Source organism: Pseudomonas furukawaii (assembly GCF_002355475.1).
Taxonomy (GTDB): Bacteria; Pseudomonadota; Gammaproteobacteria; order Pseudomonadales; family Pseudomonadaceae; genus Metapseudomonas; species Metapseudomonas furukawaii.
Map to the genome: position 1 here is coordinate 32,693 of NZ_AP014863.1, position 16,126 is coordinate 48,818.

22 protein-coding genes are annotated in these 16,126 nt (G+C 60.3%); 7 read left to right on the plus strand and 15 right to left on the minus strand.

All coding sequences use genetic code 11. The annotated features are described in order from the left end of the window. Window positions 1–2: 2 nt before the first annotated feature. The 4 genes from traF to traJ are packed head-to-tail and all read right to left on the minus strand — an operon-like array spanning window position 3 to window position 4,624. Window positions 3–515, minus strand: a complete 513-nt coding sequence (traF, locus tag KF707C_RS28770; protein ID WP_036993417.1) for a conjugative transfer signal peptidase TraF — start codon at window positions 513–515, stop codon at window positions 3–5. Further along, entirely contained in the window at window positions 512–2,386 is a 1,875-nt protein-coding gene (locus KF707C_RS28775) for a type IV secretory system conjugative DNA transfer family protein (RefSeq protein ID WP_051050760.1), read from the minus strand. Before KF707C_RS28775 ends, traF begins: the two co-directional genes overlap by 4 nt. Then, on the minus strand, window positions 2,383–4,233 hold the full coding sequence (traI, locus tag KF707C_RS28780) for a TraI/MobA(P) family conjugative relaxase (RefSeq protein ID WP_003454285.1): 1,851 nt from the start codon (window positions 4,231–4,233) through the stop codon (window positions 2,383–2,385). Before traI ends, KF707C_RS28775 begins: the two co-directional genes overlap by 4 nt. A gap of 37 nt (window positions 4,234–4,270) precedes the next feature. Further along, complete coding sequence (traJ, locus tag KF707C_RS28785) at window positions 4,271–4,624, minus strand: conjugal transfer transcriptional regulator TraJ (RefSeq protein WP_036993415.1); 354 nt, start codon at window positions 4,622–4,624, stop codon at window positions 4,271–4,273. Window positions 4,625–4,966: 342 nt separating this feature from the next. Here traJ and KF707C_RS30205 point away from each other — a divergent pair, with 342 nt between their 5' ends. From KF707C_RS30205 to KF707C_RS28800, 3 genes are read left to right on the plus strand one after another with little or no spacing between them, the layout of a single operon-like run. Continuing rightward, window positions 4,967–5,380 (plus strand): TraK family protein, encoded by a 414-nt coding sequence (locus KF707C_RS30205; protein ID WP_051050759.1) that lies wholly within the window; start codon window positions 4,967–4,969, stop codon window positions 5,378–5,380. Further along, window positions 5,380–6,108, plus strand: a complete 729-nt coding sequence (locus KF707C_RS28795; protein ID WP_003454282.1) for a P-loop NTPase family protein — start codon at window positions 5,380–5,382, stop codon at window positions 6,106–6,108. The genes KF707C_RS30205 and KF707C_RS28795 overlap by 1 nt, the downstream gene beginning before the upstream one ends. A gap of 1 nt (window position 6,109) precedes the next feature. Then, a complete protein-coding gene (locus KF707C_RS28800) occupies window positions 6,110–6,541 on the plus strand; it encodes a hypothetical protein (protein WP_051050758.1) in 432 nt (143 codons plus the stop codon). Here the strand turns inward: KF707C_RS28800 and KF707C_RS28805 are convergent. The 7 genes from KF707C_RS28805 to KF707C_RS28840 all read right to left on the minus strand — a co-directional run bounded on the left by KF707C_RS28805 (window position 6,530) and on the right by KF707C_RS28840 (window position 11,661). Continuing rightward, a complete protein-coding gene (locus KF707C_RS28805; RefSeq protein ID WP_051050757.1) occupies window positions 6,530–7,123 on the minus strand; it encodes an IncP plasmid survival protein KfrC family protein in 594 nt (197 codons plus the stop codon). The two genes, KF707C_RS28800 and KF707C_RS28805, sit on opposite strands and share 12 nt — an antisense overlap. A gap of 390 nt (window positions 7,124–7,513) precedes the next feature. After that, window positions 7,514–7,975: a hypothetical protein gene (locus KF707C_RS28815; protein WP_036993412.1), complete on the minus strand. Its 462-nt coding sequence runs from the start codon at window positions 7,973–7,975 to the stop codon at window positions 7,514–7,516. A gap of 425 nt (window positions 7,976–8,400) precedes the next feature. Next, window positions 8,401–8,715: a hypothetical protein gene (locus tag KF707C_RS28825; protein ID WP_036993410.1), complete on the minus strand. Its 315-nt coding sequence runs from the start codon at window positions 8,713–8,715 to the stop codon at window positions 8,401–8,403. A gap of 75 nt (window positions 8,716–8,790) precedes the next feature. Continuing rightward, on the minus strand, window positions 8,791–8,931 hold the full coding sequence (locus KF707C_RS29405) for a hypothetical protein (protein ID WP_158526761.1): 141 nt from the start codon (window positions 8,929–8,931) through the stop codon (window positions 8,791–8,793). An 87-nt stretch (window positions 8,932–9,018) separates the two neighbouring features. After that, complete coding sequence (locus KF707C_RS28830; RefSeq protein ID WP_003454280.1) at window positions 9,019–9,438, minus strand: antirestriction protein; 420 nt, start codon at window positions 9,436–9,438, stop codon at window positions 9,019–9,021. Between the two features lie 962 nt (window positions 9,439–10,400). Then, the gene (locus KF707C_RS28835; protein WP_131679688.1) at window positions 10,401–11,237 is read right to left on the minus strand and encodes a hypothetical protein; all 837 of its coding nucleotides are present in this window, start codon (window positions 11,235–11,237) and stop codon (window positions 10,401–10,403) included. 187 nt (window positions 11,238–11,424) lie between these two features. Then, window positions 11,425–11,661: a hypothetical protein gene (locus tag KF707C_RS28840; protein WP_036993408.1), complete on the minus strand. Its 237-nt coding sequence runs from the start codon at window positions 11,659–11,661 to the stop codon at window positions 11,425–11,427. 224 nt (window positions 11,662–11,885) lie between these two features. Between KF707C_RS28840 and KF707C_RS28845 the strand changes: the two genes are divergently transcribed. Genes KF707C_RS28845 through KF707C_RS28860 form a run of 4 tightly spaced genes read left to right on the plus strand, consistent with a single transcriptional unit; the run spans window position 11,886 to window position 13,055 of the window. Then, on the plus strand, window positions 11,886–12,185 hold the full coding sequence (locus KF707C_RS28845) for a type II toxin-antitoxin system RelE/ParE family toxin (RefSeq protein ID WP_003454279.1): 300 nt from the start codon (window positions 11,886–11,888) through the stop codon (window positions 12,183–12,185). Window positions 12,186–12,189: 4 nt separating this feature from the next. Further along, window positions 12,190–12,480, plus strand: coding sequence for an addiction module antidote protein (locus tag KF707C_RS28850; RefSeq protein ID WP_003454278.1), 291 nt, complete (start codon window positions 12,190–12,192; stop codon window positions 12,478–12,480). A 43-nt stretch (window positions 12,481–12,523) separates the two neighbouring features. Beyond that, a complete protein-coding gene (locus tag KF707C_RS28855) occupies window positions 12,524–12,814 on the plus strand; it encodes a hypothetical protein (protein WP_036993407.1) in 291 nt (96 codons plus the stop codon). 25 nt (window positions 12,815–12,839) lie between these two features. Continuing rightward, complete coding sequence (locus KF707C_RS28860; RefSeq protein WP_036993406.1) at window positions 12,840–13,055, plus strand: hypothetical protein; 216 nt, start codon at window positions 12,840–12,842, stop codon at window positions 13,053–13,055. Between the two features lie 451 nt (window positions 13,056–13,506). Here the strand turns inward: KF707C_RS28860 and KF707C_RS28865 are convergent, their stop codons facing one another. The 4 genes from KF707C_RS28865 to KF707C_RS28880 all read right to left on the minus strand — a co-directional run bounded on the left by KF707C_RS28865 (window position 13,507) and on the right by KF707C_RS28880 (window position 16,057). After that, window positions 13,507–13,749: a hypothetical protein gene (locus KF707C_RS28865; protein WP_036990823.1), complete on the minus strand. Its 243-nt coding sequence runs from the start codon at window positions 13,747–13,749 to the stop codon at window positions 13,507–13,509. An 87-nt stretch (window positions 13,750–13,836) separates the two neighbouring features. After that, on the minus strand, window positions 13,837–14,994 hold the full coding sequence (locus KF707C_RS28870; protein WP_003448181.1) for a ParB/RepB/Spo0J family partition protein: 1,158 nt from the start codon (window positions 14,992–14,994) through the stop codon (window positions 13,837–13,839). After that, window positions 14,994–15,758, minus strand: coding sequence for a ParA family protein (locus tag KF707C_RS28875; RefSeq protein WP_036990821.1), 765 nt, complete (start codon window positions 15,756–15,758; stop codon window positions 14,994–14,996). Before KF707C_RS28875 ends, KF707C_RS28870 begins: the two co-directional genes overlap by 1 nt. Continuing rightward, window positions 15,755–16,057 carry a TrfB-related DNA-binding protein gene (locus tag KF707C_RS28880; protein ID WP_036990819.1) on the minus strand — a complete coding sequence of 101 codons (303 nt, stop codon included), beginning with the start codon at window positions 16,055–16,057 and terminating at the stop codon, window positions 15,755–15,757. Before KF707C_RS28880 ends, KF707C_RS28875 begins: the two co-directional genes overlap by 4 nt. Between the last annotated feature and the right edge of the window lie 69 nt (window positions 16,058–16,126).

Below are 16,126 nucleotides of genomic sequence, written 5' to 3' on the forward strand. Positions count from 1 at the left end.
CCTTACCATGTCCAGACGGGCCGCAGAACGGCCCTGATTTGAGAGTGTTCGATTGGGCCGAAGTAGCGGCTGTCAAAGGAGTTGGCGGTGTCGCCGACAATCAGCACCTGCCCTGGTGCGAGCGTTACCGGGGCTTCAAAGAAAGGCAGTAGTGCCCTTCCCCGGCTGTCAGCTGCAACTGCTTTGCTGTTCGGGAGCAGCTGCCCATTCACCCTCAACCCGAGCGCGCCGTTCTCCACGGTTGCGCCCTGCAGGCCAGCAACGCGCTTGATGACTCGCTGATAGTTGCCGGGGCAATCCCAGCTCGCCCCGAGGTAGCCGCGTTGCTGGGCCGCGCTGGTCGCTGCAGAAACGGGCGGGCAGGCCAGGACAACGGCCCCCGGTGCCACCGGCTCCTGGACGACGCGATAGAAGCCGACCGGGAGACTGTGGGTGGTGTTGACCCGCAGGCCTGCCATGAACGCGACCGGCAGCGCGGCAACCGCGATCAGCGCGCCCAGGGCCGCGCGCTTCATACGATGATCTCCGGCTCTTGCTCGGTGATCACTGGAAGGTCTACCGGGCGGGCTGAATGGAGACGGTCGGATTTGGCAGGCGCAGGGATTTTCGCCCTTGCCGAGAAAGCCGGATCCATGAAGTACAGGATCTGCTTGCCGTAGGCCGCCGGACGACCTGCACTGAAGATGAGCATGTCACCCGCTTCGACAATGCCCCCGGTGGCGTCCTTCTTCGGCCCCGGCAGGCGCAGGCACTCGTCAGGAGTCAGGAGGTTCCGCTTCACCTCCTGGTAACTGCGGGAAACATTGTCCAGCCTGCCTCCGCGCTTCCCGCTCTCGGTGACGCTCTCCTTCACTACGGTGGTTTCGCCGGTCATGGTGGACAGGGCCTGCGCGGTGTCCATCCGGTTGGGGGCGTAGGCGATTCGGACGTGACAGTTCGATGTGATCGACTCGTCGCGGCCATATGCGGCGTTCAACTGCGCGGTGTCCTGGACGATCAGGTAGCACTTCAGGCCGTAGCCCGCTACGAACGCCAACGACTCCTGCATGATGTCCAGCTTTCCGAGCGCGGGGAACTCGTCCAGCATCATCAACAGACGGTGCTTGTAATGGGCCACCGGGCGCCCGTTCTCAAAGTCCATCTTGTCCGCCAACAGCCGGATAATCATATTGACGACTACCCGGATCAGCGGCTTTAGCCGGTCCTTGTCGTTGGGCTGGGTGACGATGTAGAGACTGACAGGCGAGTCGTGGTGCATCAGGTCTTTGATGCTGAAGTCGGACGACTCGACGTTTCGACGGACCACCGGATCCCGATAGAGGGACAGGTACGATTTCGCCGTGGACAGTACCGAACCGCCCTCTTGCTCCGGACGGTCCAGCATGTCCCGGCCACTGGCGGCGACCAGGGGATGAACTTCCCCGTTCCAATGGGGGTACGTCGTCATCTCTTCCCAGAGTTCGCTGACGGGTCGGCTGGGGTCTGCCAGCATGTCGTCCACGGCGGGTAAGCTGGCGACAAAGCCCTCGCGTTTAGCCTTGTAGATGATGTGCAGGATGCACCCCACCAGGAGCGACTGCGAGGTCTTCTGCCAGTGGTCCTGCAGCCCCTTGCCGTCCGGATCCACGATCAGGGTTGCAAGGTTCTGGGCATCGCCAACCTCGTTCTCGGTAGCCACGCGGATATAGTCCAGCGGGTTGAACTTGACGCTAGCCGTGGCTGAGGCCGGCTCAAAGCGCAGCACCTTGTTGCCCGCGTGTTCCTGCCGCCAACCGGCGGTCAGGGCCCAGAGCTCACCCTTGAGGTCGGTGATGACGGCGCTGTGTCTCCAGGACAATAGCGTCGGGATCACCAGCCCCACACCCTTCCCCGAACGAGTCGGCGCAAGGCAAAGGATATGCTCCGGGCCCTCGTGCCTGAGGTAGTGCAGAGTGCCGCTGGAGTCGACCCAGCCCCCGACGTAGACACCTTCGTTATCGAAGAAGCCGGCGTCTTCCAGATCACGTTTCTCTGCCCAGCGCGCCGTCCCGTGCATCTTCTCCTCGGCCTTCACCTTGTGCCGGGTGAAGACTTGGTAGATCACGATGGCGAAGACGAATCCGCATCCAACCAGCACCCCAAGCGAACCGGAGTACATGAACTCCCGAGGGAATTCGTCGTACCACTTCGCCGCCCACACCAGGATCATCCACGGCCAATAGGCGTGATGAAATCCAGCTCCAAGCGTGTCCTGGTAGTTGAACAGCCAAGCGAAGTGCTGCGTTGCCGCGCTCAGTGACAAGAGCAGCAAGACAGTCAGCAACGCGGCTTTCTGCAAGTGCCCCGCCCTACCCTCTTTCTTTACCGTGTTGGTCTGTGGACCGATCTGGTGGTTATCCCCACTCATTCCCTACTCCTTGTAGATCCTTGAACCTGAATTGCTCCGACTGCTGATACGTGGATCTCCCGACCCACGCGCTGCCGCTGAAGCCTTGCTGCAGTGGCAGCGTTCACTGGCAGAACCAGCATTTCCTGCCCCCGCTTCAGCAGGGCTAGCTGCTGGCCCTCGACATTCCGCAGGCCGGCGAACTCCAACGGCCCGGCATCCGTACTGGCAAATTGCCGGTGCTTCATTATATCGAAGCCTCGCGCGTGTTTCTCGTTCCGTTCATCTATGTAGGAAACAGCCGCCCTCCCCTGCTCGAAGCCCAGCGATTCCGCAGCCTTACGCGCCTTCTCAATAGTCGGATCATCGAAGACCACCGGCAGGGAATGGCGAGCCGCGACATGGGCCACCTTCGCTTTAAAGAAGTCGTCACCGGAGATGGTTAAGCGGTTGCCATGCCGCTTTGCGGCCAGCTCCAGGGCAAGAAGAACGGTTTCGTCGGATGCTTCTTTGCGGAGCTGCAGGCGATTCCCGTCGTCCCGAATCACTCCGCCTGGAGCTTTGTAGGTGATCGTCCCGGCTTGGCTTACGCCATCGACCTGTAGTCCGGCAATCGGACCAGCCGCCGTGGACTGCTTCGCCGCGACGGTGTTGCCGCGTAGGCCGCTGATCGTCTTGGAGCGGAGATAGGCAAGGGCTTCCTGGTCTCCCTTGGCGGCAGCGGCGGCCACCCAGTCGCGGAAGCTCAACTGCGGCTTCTTCTCGTGAAGCTCTTTCCTTCTGCGAGCGAACTCTTCGTGAACCTTCTTCAGATCGTCGCGCTGCGAACTGGCGATCTGGGCGTAGAGCAGCCGGCGGCTAATTGCTCCAGCCCCAAGCCCCTTCAGTAGCTTGGTCGCCGCGCGTTTCTTCTTACCGGCCTCCAGGACGGCCTGCAGCGCCCTGTCCTTCTCGGACTTGAGCTGCCCCAGCCCCTTGCGCTTGCCGGTGGTTACAGCATCCCTTTCCTTCTGATACCGCGCATAGAGATGGGAGGAGTCGACGCTGCTACGCCGTGGGCGCGGGCGGTAGGTCTTCTTCGCGATAGAGCTGGCCCGCTGCGCGGACTCTTCGTAGCTGCCCAACCGACCTTCCAGGGTCTTGAGCGAGCAGGCGCGATCTACGCTGCTCGCGCGAACGGATATGCCGTCCTCGGTTTCAAAGACCAGCCCCGCCCCCTTCTTGCGGATCTGCAGTCCATGCTCGGCAAGGTGCCCATGCAGTTCCTGCCAGCTCCCAACCTTGGAGATTCCCTCCAGGGCCTCCGAACGGATCCAGCCTGCCAGCGTTTCCAGCTCCGATTTAGCAGCTAAATCGTCCGCCTTAGAGGAAGCTGCCGACTTGCTTGGTGCGTGGTTGTCGCGCTCCAAGCCGTAGGTCAGTTCGATGCGGGAACATAGCTCCCCGAGCCGTTTGTGGTCGTAGTACGGCTCAATCATGTTGTGCGTCTGGGGGTGAATCTTGTTAATCGCGACGTGGACATGCAGGTTGTCCGTGTCCCGATGCACAACACTGATGCGCTGGTGATCGGCATAGCCGAGCCCCTTGCACAGCTCGCCCTCGATTTCCTTCAGCACCTCGGGCGATATGTCCTCCCCCTCCCGGAAACTGAAAACCAGGTGGTAGGTCTTGTCCGACTTCGCGCGACGGTTCAGATCCTGGACGGCCTCAATTTCCCGAACAGCCCATTGCGGATCTTCGCTGCCGCAGTTCGTGACCGACACATCGCCCACCCGTTCCAGCTTTCCCTGGTCGTCCTGCAGGTACTTAACCAGGGAGCCGAAACTGCTCTTACCGTCGCGGCGCCGGGGCACTCGTTTCGCGATCATCCCTCGCCTCCTGGCGTTGAATTAGCTCCTGATTCACTCACAGCCGCTTCACCACCTGGAGCAGTTCATCCTGGAGAACCTTGATCTTCGCCAGGGCCTCCACAATCGACTCCTGGAGCTGTTGCTGATTGAAGAGGGCCAAGCGTTCGTCGTTGGTCAGCCACATCTTCAACAGGCCGCCGAGACGCCCGATATCACCGTTCACCTTCGACATCTCCACAACGGCCTGCTGATCCAGCACGCCGCGCACCTCTATCCCAAGCCCGACGTTTCTTAGATATGCCGAAGTGCTAAGCCCAACTCTTCGGGCGTTCTCTTCGATTGCCTCTTTCTCTGCAGGCAGAACCCGGACCTTGATCAAAGGGCTGTTCTTCCTGGTCACATTCGTCATCTCAAGCTCGCTCCAAACCCAATAGGCGGTAGCCGTTCACCCTCGGAGAGCAGGACCCCCGTTGAGCACGTAGTGCGAATAAGGGGATGGTGAAATGGGTCCACCTCGCTTGCGAGGTGGGCCCACTTCACACATCCTGCCCGAAAAAGAAGTTTAACGCCGGGGGCGGTCGGGTGCCATCCAAATGCCATCCTGATGCACCAGAAGCGCACCTAGGCTGCATCAAGATGAAAGATGCAGGAAAAGTGCATAAAAAAGGCACGTTAGCAGCCTGCTAGCGTCGTATGAGGCACACGAGATACACTCGGGTGCATCAATGGTGCAGAAAAGTGACGTGTTCAGATGGCAAACCTTTCTGAGCGACTTGCGGAGCGCGCAAAAAAAACCGCGACCGAGAAGGGACGTGGCCGGTCCGCCTTCCTCGCGTTGAAGCCGGAGATCCAGCACGCCCTGGACCAAGGCTGGAGCGCCAAGGAGATTTGGTCCTTGCTGCTGGAGGAGGACAAGATTGCGATAAGCTACTCTGTGTTCCTTCGATATATCAGAGCGAACGGTATGAGGGGCGGTGAGGTGTCTTCAGATCTCCCGCAGCCCCCTGCCGTTGCTCCATCGCCACCATCGCAGGAAGTGGCGCCGGCTTCGCTCCAGGAGCAACCAACGGCCAGTCGTGAGCGACCTACTCAATCGGGTTTATCAGGGACTGGCAGCAGCAACTTCAAACTCGATAGCAAACCCGACAAAGGGAGTCTTGTGTAATGGCAGTCCACAAAGTGCATATGGTTCTGCAGGGCAAAGGCGGTGTGGCGAAAACCTTCGCCTCTGTGATGCTCGCGCAGCAGATCGGTTCGCGGGGGAATCTCCCGCTCTGCGCTGACACCGATCCGGTGAATGCAACCTTTACCGGGTTCGCGGCGCTCAACGTCCAACGCATCGAAATAATGAACGGGGATGAGATTGATCCGCGTGCTTTCGACGCCCTGATCGAACTCATTGCGAGCCATGAGGGGGATGTTGTGGTGGATAACGGCGCTTCGTCGTTCATCCCGCTGGCCAGTTACATGCTTCAGAACGATGTAGCCGGCCTGCTCCAGAGCATGGGCCGCCAGCTGGTCATTCACACGCTCATCACGGGGGGCCAAGCCATCCTGGACACCCTAAACGGCTTCGCGGCCATCATGAGCCAGTTCCCCAGCGGTCCCGAGTTCGTTGTTTGGCTCAACCCCTTCTTTGGCCCCATCGAGATCGACGGAAAGCCCTTCCAGAAGATGAAGGTGTACCTGGAGAACAAGGACAAGATCACCGGCATCATCCAGATGCCTGAACTGAAGAAAGAAACCTTTGGCCAGGATCTGCGCGACATGCTCCAGGACCGGCTGACCTTCGATGAAGCGCTGGCCTCGGAGAGCCTGCCGCTGATGGTTCGCCAGCGCCTGAAAATGTCTCAGCGGGCCTTCTATGACGCCATTGGCGTGGTGGTCGGCTGACATGGCGGCAGACCTTCAGGATGAGCTGATTCGCGAACTCGCGGCCAAGCATGGTGTTGTGCTTGGCCGTGACGATCCAATCTTGATGCTAACGACGATTCAGGAGCACATGCTGCGCAAGTTGAACGAAGGCCAGAGCGAAGCCTTGGCTGAGTTTCAACGGACCATGGAGCTGAGCATGACTACATGGTCCGAGGATGCTCGGGAGAAGGCACAACGGATCGTCAATGGCGCGCTTGAAGCATCGAAGCGGGTCATGGCGCAAAATGCTGAGGCCGCTGCGGCCGAGTTTGGCAAGGTCCTGGAGCGAAAGGTTGGCGAGATGGAAGTCAGGCTGAACGCTGCGAGGGAGGAGCGGTCCTCCACCCTCGTGGTCGTTTCCATAGCCAGCGGCTTAGCGCTGGTGGTCGCGGTGGTCGGCCTATTTATCTGAAAACCCTTGGACCAGCACGCGGCTCAGCGTCTGGTCCTTCGCTTTCCCCTCCCGCACCCCAGCAGCCCTTCCATTCTCCGTCAGTTCTGCACGTTCCTGGTCCCGCTTCTTGGCCCTCTCTTCTGTCTGGGCTTTGCGTTCCCGCTCCCGGAGTTCTTCCCACTGCCGGACCAGATCCGGGTTCTCCGCCTGGAGCTTTCGGTAGGCCATATCTCGCAGCACACTCCCATGGACGTTGGTTGCGCTGCCGATCTCCCGAACCCGGTCCAGTCGTCCATGCAGAGTGCTGATACGCTGCTCCAGTTGCCCGACTCCTTGCTGCCAGTTCGCCCGCGTGCCGGGCAGTGACAGGAGGCCTGGGCGAGCTGACAATTGCCGTTGAAGTGCCTGCTCGGCGCGCTCGATCAAGTCCGAAAGCCCCTCCTCAATCCGCTCGACCTGCTCATGTTTCCCCTCAAGCATGGCCTCAAGCTCGCGGCTGTACTCCCGCGCCGTAGTAGTGCTGTCCAGCAGAGTCGCCTGCTCGTCCTGGAGCCGTTCGGCTGTCAGCTCTGAGTACCGATCCAGGGTTGGTCGTTCCATGTTCCCTCCGAGATTTAGCAGCTAAATCCATGGCCAGTTCTGTTAGGTCACAGAAAGCACTGACCTGGTGGCGATAGTTGTGACTGTAGGGGAGGCTACTGCTCGTCCTTTCGCCAGATGACGCCAAGTCCAGCCTCATAGCAAAGGATCGCCCAGGACGTGTAAGGGATCGGAGTCCCCTCGGCCCAGCGCCTCACTTGCCGTGCAAGCACGCCTAGTGTCTGCGCCAAGTGCGTTTTGTTATCCCCTGCCATTGCTATGGCCTGCTGGACTTCGGCGGCGCTGGGCACCTGCCAGTCCTGAGAGTGGGGGCGGAGGCATTCCGCCCTGATGCTGTGTTTGGTCATGGTTCGCTCTGCTTGTTGGTCCGACGCTCAATCGGGCTGGGGTTCAGCATTGGCTCGGCGGATTCGCGTCTGCCAGTTCGACGGCAATCCCGTGCCACACGGACGGCGGTATTGTGTTTTGCATCTCCGCCGGCTGGGCCACCTCGCCCCGGCAAACTGAGCGGGCGTACTCCCGAACAGCCACCATGGCAAAGGAGTGGGCAAGCGACCCGTACTGGGAGGCCTCCAGCAGATCTACAAGGGCCGGAGGCCGTTTGTGATCAACGGCCTCCGCAGTTCGGTTTAGCTCTAGGTGAGCAGAGAGATTGAAGCTGCGTAGCCACAATGGCCCCGCGCCGTTTCGCAGCTGCCGCAGCAATGCGCCGTCGGGGAGTGTTTCGTCGGTGCCCATCGCCCAGTGGTTGGCGAGCTTTGCCTTCCAGTTTCGGCCGCTCCCCTTCGCAAATCGCGCCACGGCATCCAGCTGCGCTGGCGTTAGGCAGTCGTTTTCTTGCGGTGTTGCCATCGGAATTCTCCGGTAAATGACCCTTGGCGTTCTGCCCGGCCTTGCATTCATTATAGGTCTTTAAGACCTATACAGACAACCACTATCCAGCTAACTCCCGGCCTGATCCCAGATCATTCCAAGGCCCGCCTTCCAGCAAAGGAGGCACCAGCAGGCGTATGGAATTTCCTTCTCGCCAGTTGTCCAGCGGTTGAGTCCCCTCCTGGAAACGCCCAGGAACTCACCACCCTCCCCACTGCGAAAGCCTGCAGCCTGGAGCATGATCTGTATCTCTTCCCTGGTCGGTTCAGTCCACCCCTTGTCGAAAGACAACAGACAGCTTTTACGAACATCAGACACATCCATCGCACTAACCCCGCGCAAACAAAACGGGCTGCCCCATGCAGCCCGTTTGGTTCAGATCATTATTCTCCACCCCTGAACGCTCAGTCCAAGGGAATGATCGGATCCAGTCCACGAGTGTTTGCTACGGCCTCCGGATTGCGGTCGTAATCGACGACTCGGACCTCCAGTCCAAGTATGTTGGAATTCACGGACTGGAGACTGCCGCCAGCGAGCTGCAGAACAACACGCGGGCTCACCGGGTTGCCCTCGACAGCGTTCCGGGTCGCCTCGACCAATGCCAACGGGGCTACGGTGTCATCGCTGAAATCGTCAATCCTCAGCCAGCGGGCGAGCAGCCCCTTGAGGACCACGTTCTCAGGGATAGAGCCAATCTCAAGGTCAGGTGCAGTGTTCATCAGAATTCTCCGAAGGTGCCGGGACAATCCACCGGCTGAACAAGGGCCCGGAACTCCGGGCCCGATTTCTCAAACTCAACGCTCCAGCAGCGCCAGGACAGTCGCGCGGACTCGCGGATGGCACTTCCCTAGATAGTGCCCCAGTTGACGGCTCGGCAGGCTGTGCAGCATGTGCAGCGGGGTTGAGCGGACACACTCGTAGGCGGCTTTAGACATTTCAGAATTCTCCGATAGAGAGGCCCATCGTTCGTCGGGCCTGGATGGCGTGGCGTGCTGGCACGCCACGCTAGTTGATTAAGGGGGTTAGTCGATTGCCGCGAAGATCGCGTCGGCCTCAGCATGGGCTAGGGCAAAGTCGCGCAGCCAGTGGTAATGGTTGATGAGGTTGTCAGTTTGGAAAGTGTTAGCGGCACGGCAGAGCCCGAACAGGCTCGCCACGATGCCAGCTGCATCCGCGCTCAGCTCACCTTCATAACCATTGCCCTGGCACGACAGGCAGAAGGCGTCCTGGTCGTTCGGAGCCATGTAGAAGCCGCCATTCGACAGTTCGTAGTATTCCCAGTAGCCGCCATTGTAGGAATCGCACAGCTCGCGCAGCGCGTTCATGATGTTGCGCTCAACATTCAACATCTGGCGGTCGAAGTGGCGCGGCAGAACACTCATACGCAGTCGGACAGGGACGCGGCGGCATTCGATGGGTGACAGGGTGGCTTGAGTGGACATTCCAGAATTCTCCGGTAGGGGGCCCAGCGTTCGTCGGGCCTGCGGGAGTATTATCGGTCTTTAAGACCTAGCTGTCAACACAATAAGTCACTCCTGGTGCTCCTCGATCAGCTGCCCGCGTGACCCCTCGCCCAGCAGGGCGCCGCCGGCTCGCACCTGGGCCACCGCCACCCCCTCCTGGCGTCCAACCGCTTTTCCATCGCCTCCAACCGTCGGCGCCGACGGCCAGGGTCACTCCTGGACGGGATCGAGGACGCGGATCCGTGACCGAACAGGGGAGGGTGACAAATTGTCGGGATAGCGTTCCGCCCTCGGGGTTGTGTTCCGCCTGCGGCGGTTCGGCGACCGCGCCGCCACTGCCGGCACGTCGGCCGGGTTGAACGCCAGGGGAGGGGAGTGGGGTCACACCAGGTGCGCGAGCTCGACATGGCCATGTGACCGCCAGCGGCCCGGCCGACAGGGTTACTCCTGGGCGAGATCGCGAAGCCGCCCCCTCCTGGCGTTCAACCGCTCTTTGGCCGGGAACCGGCCTAGGCTTGAAGGTTGCGGGTTCAAGGGGGCGCAGCCCCCTTGCTAGGGTTCGGGGCGAGAGCCCCGTTGTCCGCGCCGTGCCGAAGGCACGAAGTGCGCGGGCGTAGTTTGGTGTGCGAAGCACACCCTATGCCGCGCCGCGCCAAAGGCGCGAAGTGCGCGGGCGTTATCTGGGTGGAGCGTAGCGACACCCTCTTCTGATTCTTTTAAAAGCGGACTGATTAAGGGCCGACACTTAAATTTGATCTAGCCGACACTTAACTAAAATATCCACCGGCCGCGAGGGCTCTGAGCGCCTGACGCCTCTTGCGTGGGCTGGTTGGGTCGTGGAACGGGGCTGAAAGGGGGCGCAAGGGCGCCAAAACAGGCGGCAGGAGTGCTAGAGGGGGCGTTGGAGGGGCGATCAGGCAGGGGGTAGCCTTGGCGGTGTCTCAGCCAGCGATCTTCTTGCTCAGTATCGCCTCTGCGATCTGGCGGCACGTCGCGCTATCTCTTCCAGGATCTTCCTGCTTCAGCGCTAGAACCAGATCGGTAAACATTCGCCCGTAAGACTCTGAGTCAATCGGCAGGGCATTTTGCTTGGGTGGGGCCCCGATGCGCGGCAGGCCCGCGCCACTACCTCGCCCGATAACAAGCATTCGGCCTATAGCCAGCGCGCTCCTGGACCACTGACCAAGATTGCCTCCTTGCTTCTTTGCTCGCTTGGCCAGCCGCTCGCTAGCTCTCTGGCGTTCGTGCTTCAGCCACTTCAGGAGGCCGAATGCACCAAACAGCAAATTGTTCACAGCCTTGACGGCCGCCAATCCGCGATAGGTGCCGTCTTCCTGCAGCTGCCTGGGCTGAGCGACCGTAAGGATATTGCTCCGCTTGAGATCCGCTACAGCTCGCTCCATGCGACGCAGCCCCATTCCGGTAAAAGCAGCCAGATACTCAAGGGTCAGAGACTGGAAGCCGGCAGCCGTGGGAATTCCGCAGCGCAGGGACGTTAGATCGGTGAATTCAAGGATTGATGTCAGGGCAAGGATGCACGCCTCTCGCCGCTCGCTGCGCTGCTGCCGCTGGCTGCGATTGGCTGCGTTCAAGGAGGGTAGGCGTGATGGCGAGCGGTAATACTGGCGCACAGCTTCCTGCAGGCGCTGCAGAATGCGGGGCCGATTTTTAAGGGTCGTCGGTTTCGCCAGCTGGAGGCGTGGGGCATCAGGGTTATGCCCGCAGAAGTTTCCGCCGGAGTTCGTCCGTGGGACGTATGGCCGCTTTTCTATCTGCATTGCCCGAGGCCTGTTCGGCAGCGGGCGAGCGATAGACGGCATTTTTTAAAGTTGCGCGCATGCGCAGTGAAAGCCATAATCTGCTCACCAAGTGTTGAACAGGTCGCGCCCGCCAAGACCGCCTGTTCACTTTTTGATCCAGAAAGCCCGGTTACCAGCCGGGCTTTTTGGTTTCTGCTTTTCTGCTTTATGCCACTTGCAAAGTCACCTTCCTGAAGCCGACACGCTCTGCATCGGCGCGCACAGACTCAAGGCTCTTGTAAATCTTCTGCCGATCAGTTCTGGCGACAGTCATGTGTTCAAGCAAACCATCCCGGCGCTCGACCATCAGAACCCAGGCGCCGCTCTCCATAGGAGCGGGTGCAATGATTGCCTCCGACAAGGCGCCGACCTCGAAAAGCCTCCGCATCGCTTGTAGGTCCATCGCTGACATCATGCCCTCTGACAATTGCTTAGTTGTTCACCGAAGAGAATATGGCGGCGTGCATGAAAAAGCAAATTCATGCACATGGTTTTGCCATTCGGTGCGGCGGCAGCATTATGCCAGCATGTCCTGGCAACAAAAAGCCCTTCGACGGAAAACCGGCGTCAAGGAAAATCCATAAGAATCTTCTTGCGCTATGTATCCGGTCGGATACAATAGGCAGCATGAACTCCTTCATTAGCACCGACGCTTTCGACAACTGGCTGGCCAGCCTGACCGACAAGGTTGGAAAGGCCCGCATCCTGCAGCGACTCGACTCGGCAATGCTCGGCAACTTCGGTGACTGCGAGCCGGTGGGGGAAGGCGTCAGCGAGATGCGAATCCATTACGGCCCCGGCTACCGGGTGTACTTCACCCGCCAGGGCACAGTCGTTTATCTGCTTCTGCTCGGCGGCGATAAGTCGTCCCAGAAGCGCGACATTAAACTGGCCAAGAAACTGCTCGCAGAACTTGGCAAGGAGTGAGGCGATGACCACCCTAACCCCCTTCGATGTATCCAAACACCTCGACGATGATGAGGTGATCGGTGCCTATTTGAGTGCTGCCCTGGAGGATCCGAATCCCGACGCCTTCCTCCTTGCTCTGCACAACGTGGCGAAGGCTAAAGGCATGTCACAGATCGCGAAGGACGCTGGCGTAGGACGCGAAAGTCTCTACAAGGCACTGGCCCCAGGTGCAAAGCCGAGATACGACACCATCCTGAAGCTGCTGCATGCGCTTGGCCTTCAGTTGGTCGTCAGTCCGAGTCAGGCCGCCTAACCCGTTCGCTCCATTGCACCCGCCCTGCCTCAGAGGAAGAGATATGGCCACACCACAACCTAAAAGGATTGAGCACGATTGGGCAGGACTGTGCCAACAGACAGCCCGCGTCGGGCTCGTTCTGCTGCCACTTGCGATCTGCTACGTGATCTCTCGCAACCTAGAGGAGCTGGCGGGGTTCGCCCTGATCCTGCTCATAGCCATCGAAGCCATTGCCTTCTTCAGTCTGTTGACGGGAGAAGACAACGGCGGCCAGAGCGACCTATGGTGGCTGTTCAAAGCGACAAGCATGGGCGCTGCCGCACTCTGGTCACTCGCCTTGCTGGCAAACTAGACCTCCCAACAAACCGGCCAGGGCCATGCCCAGCTCCCTCCTGGCGTCCCCCCGCTTTGCCCTGGCCGAACCCGGCCAACTCCTGCAGGACGCCCGCCAGGGCCTCCTGCAGCGCCTCCAGCACCGTTCCCGGCCACCGGCCACCACCATCCCCCAACTCCGCCACCAGAAACTCCTGCAGGGCCGCCTGCAGCGGCACGCGGGGATGGGGGGTCACTCCTGGATCTCCTGCAGCAGCTGACCGCGTGACCGGCCCCGTCGGCGCCGACGGCCAGGGTCACTCCTGGACGGGATCGAGGACGCGGATCCGTGACCGAATAGGGGAGGGTGACAAATTGTCGGGGTAGCGTTCCGCACCGTCGGGGTAGCGTTCCGCCTGCAGCTGCAGGCGGTCACTCCTGGACGGCCAGCTGCAGATCCGCGCGTAACCCCTGCAGCGGTCACGCCGGCAGCTCCGCGGACACGGCCCGGGGTGACCTGTCGGGATAGCGTTCCGCCCTCGGGGTTGCGTTCCGCCTGCGGCGGTTTGGCGGCAGCGCCGCCACTGCCGGCACGCCGGCCCGGTTGAACGCCAGGGGAGGGGACTGGGGTCACACCAGGTGCAGGCCCTGGACGTGGCCATGTGACCGGAACTCGTCCGGGCGGGGTCGTGTGTCACTCCTAGGCGGCGTGCTTCTGATCTGCCTAACCCGTCAATGCCTAGCCCGGTCGAGGACCGAAGCCCAGCCCGGCCAGTCGCTTGTGGCGAACTCGCCGTCACCAGTGATATTGGTACTCTCCCATTCCTGAAGTGCCCGCTTCTCGGCCTCAGTCATCATCTCGGCGGCCTTGATGATCAGTTCGTACTGGGCGAGCCGGCCAGCAACTTGGCGCCGGCCTTCGCTCGCCAGGGCATCGAAGCCTTCGATCAGCTCGGAAAAGATGTCGCGCTTCATGGCGTTCTCCTTAACCAACTTGCCCACCGACACGGGGGTTGGACTTCATTCTGAAACGAAAGACGGCTGCCTCGGGCAGCCGTCTCTTCAACCTTCGACCAGGGCGACCAGTTGGACCGCCGCAAGATCTACTTCAACTTCATTGCCATCGTCATCGTACTTGATGAACCCCCAGCCGGGTGCCGGTGGGCGGCGATCCAACAAGATGCGCGCAGGCCGCTCATCGTGCCGCACCTGGACAATGGTTCGCTTGATCTTGTCCGGGTCCACACTCGGCGGGTCTTTCCGCTCGCTCGCCCCGCTGTTGTCGTCGGTAGTGCTGCTTTCAGGCTCCTTCCTGCCTCCCTCGTCCCGCTCCGAATCAGTCCGACCATTCAGGAAGTCGACTGTGTTGGGGTCGCGCTCACCGCTGCCTTCACCACCACTGCCGCCGGAATCTTCGCGATGGGGATCTTGGACGCCGGATCCTGGATGGCCGCGTTCTTCGGTGATCTTCACAACTGGCGGCTCCTCTTTCGGAGGCTCCTCCAAGTCCCGGCGGAAGGCTTTGACGGCACTCCGCAGAATCTCGTCGGGCTGTTCCAGGAGCCAAGTTTCCACTTCGCCTGGATGGGACTTGTATGCGGTCATCAGTTCAGCGATGGTGGACAGGTCGCGGCAGCGCCGCTCGTCATAGATTTGCTCGATGCACGGCGGCATTTTCAGCAGATTGGAAATTTGATTCACCAGGGACTGCGAAATACCAAGGCCCTCGGCGATCTGCTTCTTCGTCTCACCTCCTGCCAGTTTTCGCGCAACGAACCGCGCCATCTGCCGCCCGCTGACATCGAGTCGCTTGGTGTTCTCTTTGGCGTTGTCGTAGTCGGTATAGTCCTCGTCGATGAAGGCTGGGATCTCCTCCAGTTCGGCCCAGACAGTCGCTCGCCAACGGTTCTCGCCATGGTTGATAAGCCACTTGCCTGGGTTCTCCGGATCCGAGCGCAAGGAAATCGGGCTTTTTACACCGCGACTTTTAACATCAGGCCCCAGCTCCTCCGTGATGAACTTCTGGCGAGCCTCCTCGTCCTCGGCGTGGCTGTCATCGCCATTACGGATCTGGTTAGGGTCCGGCCGAATGTCAGTCACCTTGAACATCGCTGGCGTGCCACGCGGCTGCTCAGGCTGATCCTTCAGCAGATTGGAAAGACTGCCCAGCGACTTCAGGCTGCGCTTTCCCTTGCTTTCGTTTTCAGTAGCCGAGCCCATCACACCACCCCCATCTTTTCAAAAACGCACTGCGTGAACGCACGCATTTCTTTCGCCGCGACGCGAGCCGCAGTCTTCTTGATTTCCCAAACCGGCCTGCCCAGTTCCAGCGCCTCATCAATCGAATCGCGCAGGCCAATCTCAGGGAGAACATAACCGGGAAAGTCTTCGTTGAGCTGGGCCAAATTGTCCAACTGGCGTTGCTTCCGGCGCTCCAACATGCTCGGCACCATGCCGAGGAACTGCAGATCCGGATTGAACTGGCGAATCGCGCCTACCGCAGTGTTCATCTTATTGATGCCGCTCAGGCTGTAGCGCTTGAGCTGAATTGGCGAAATGAAGAAGTCTGCGACATACAGTGCGATGGTCAGCGCCTTCCCCAAGGATGGAGGTGTGTCGATCAAGCAGAGGTCATAGCCCTGCTCTGCCAGCACGCTCAGCGCGTCCCTGAAGTTCTCGCCAGCGTCTCCAAGGTCCAAGTCTTCCAGGTCAGCCAGTCCAGGATCAGCCGCGATTAGCGTGATGACTGGTTCACCATTCGGGATGGCGGTCAGCGCCTGCTGCGCAGCTGTGAGCGGCAGAAAAAGATTGCTGGTAGTAAGGCCGCTACTGAATTCCTCCAGGGTGTCGGTGGCATTGCCTTGAGTATCGAGGTCAATCACTGCGACCTTTTTCCCCCGAGCCACCGCGTCATGCGCGAGGTGGACAATACATGCGGTCTTGCCAACACCACCTTTCTGCTGCGCTACACCCAGAGTTTTCATTTCGTCCCCTTGATGGCCTTCAAGGCCGCGTTTTCCCACTGCTTCACCTGAAACGCCTGCTCCTCCGTGATCAACGCTGTGACCAGGACGTAGCCCGGCGGGCACGCATTCCACACCCGATTGACCGTTTGGCTGATCGCCCCCCTGGTCAGGTTCAGCTCCTTCGCCAGAGCTGACTGCTGTTCGCCCTTCACCAGACAGCGGTAGGCAATATGCCGTGTTTGCTCGCTCATCTGCATCAGGTTCGGCAACTGCACGATACGGCTGAATTGCTCCTCGGATAATCGCTTGACTGTCATGCTGAACACTCATGTGTTGTACCCCGCACTACAACATTTCTAGGCGGTTGCCGCCGCCGGAATGGATCG

What these genes read in the sequence shown, in the direction of transcription:
- KF707C_RS28870 (WP_003448181.1), bottom strand. Translation starts at nt 14,994, where the DNA reads ATGGGCTCGGCTACTGAAAACGAAAGCAAGGGAAAGCGCAGCCTGAAG.
- KF707C_RS28875 (WP_036990821.1), bottom strand. Translation starts at nt 15,758, where the DNA reads ATGAAAACTCTGGGTGTAGCGCAGCAGAAAGGTGGTGTTGGCAAGACC.
- KF707C_RS28815 (WP_036993412.1), bottom strand. Translation starts at nt 7,975, where the DNA reads ATGGCAACACCGCAAGAAAACGACTGCCTAACGCCAGCGCAGCTGGAT.
- KF707C_RS28840 (WP_036993408.1), bottom strand. Translation starts at nt 11,661, where the DNA reads ATGGACCTACAAGCGATGCGGAGGCTTTTCGAGGTCGGCGCCTTGTCG.
- traI (WP_003454285.1), bottom strand. Translation starts at nt 4,233, where the DNA reads ATGATCGCGAAACGAGTGCCCCGGCGCCGCGACGGTAAGAGCAGTTTC.
- KF707C_RS28830 (WP_003454280.1), bottom strand. Translation starts at nt 9,438, where the DNA reads ATGTCCACTCAAGCCACCCTGTCACCCATCGAATGCCGCCGCGTCCCT.
- KF707C_RS29405 (WP_158526761.1), bottom strand. Translation starts at nt 8,931, where the DNA reads ATGTCTAAAGCCGCCTACGAGTGTGTCCGCTCAACCCCGCTGCACATG.
- KF707C_RS28795 (WP_003454282.1), top strand. Translation starts at nt 5,380, where the DNA reads ATGGCAGTCCACAAAGTGCATATGGTTCTGCAGGGCAAAGGCGGTGTG.
- KF707C_RS28775 (WP_051050760.1), bottom strand. Translation starts at nt 2,386, where the DNA reads ATGAGTGGGGATAACCACCAGATCGGTCCACAGACCAACACGGTAAAG.
- traJ (WP_036993415.1), bottom strand. Translation starts at nt 4,624, where the DNA reads ATGACGAATGTGACCAGGAAGAACAGCCCTTTGATCAAGGTCCGGGTT.
- KF707C_RS28805 (WP_051050757.1), bottom strand. Translation starts at nt 7,123, where the DNA reads ATGGAACGACCAACCCTGGATCGGTACTCAGAGCTGACAGCCGAACGG.
- KF707C_RS28880 (WP_036990819.1), bottom strand. Translation starts at nt 16,057, where the DNA reads ATGACAGTCAAGCGATTATCCGAGGAGCAATTCAGCCGTATCGTGCAG.
- traF (WP_036993417.1), bottom strand. Translation starts at nt 515, where the DNA reads ATGAAGCGCGCGGCCCTGGGCGCGCTGATCGCGGTTGCCGCGCTGCCG.
- KF707C_RS28845 (WP_003454279.1), top strand. Translation starts at nt 11,886, where the DNA reads ATGAACTCCTTCATTAGCACCGACGCTTTCGACAACTGGCTGGCCAGC.
- KF707C_RS28825 (WP_036993410.1), bottom strand. Translation starts at nt 8,715, where the DNA reads ATGAACACTGCACCTGACCTTGAGATTGGCTCTATCCCTGAGAACGTG.
- KF707C_RS28855 (WP_036993407.1), top strand. Translation starts at nt 12,524, where the DNA reads ATGGCCACACCACAACCTAAAAGGATTGAGCACGATTGGGCAGGACTG.
- KF707C_RS28800 (WP_051050758.1), top strand. Translation starts at nt 6,110, where the DNA reads ATGGCGGCAGACCTTCAGGATGAGCTGATTCGCGAACTCGCGGCCAAG.
- KF707C_RS28850 (WP_003454278.1), top strand. Translation starts at nt 12,190, where the DNA reads ATGACCACCCTAACCCCCTTCGATGTATCCAAACACCTCGACGATGAT.
- KF707C_RS28865 (WP_036990823.1), bottom strand. Translation starts at nt 13,749, where the DNA reads ATGAAGCGCGACATCTTTTCCGAGCTGATCGAAGGCTTCGATGCCCTG.
- KF707C_RS30205 (WP_051050759.1), top strand. Translation starts at nt 4,967, where the DNA reads ATGGCAAACCTTTCTGAGCGACTTGCGGAGCGCGCAAAAAAAACCGCG.
- KF707C_RS28860 (WP_036993406.1), top strand. Translation starts at nt 12,840, where the DNA reads ATGCCCAGCTCCCTCCTGGCGTCCCCCCGCTTTGCCCTGGCCGAACCC.
- KF707C_RS28835 (WP_131679688.1), bottom strand. Translation starts at nt 11,237, where the DNA reads ATGCAGATAGAAAAGCGGCCATACGTCCCACGGACGAACTCCGGCGGA.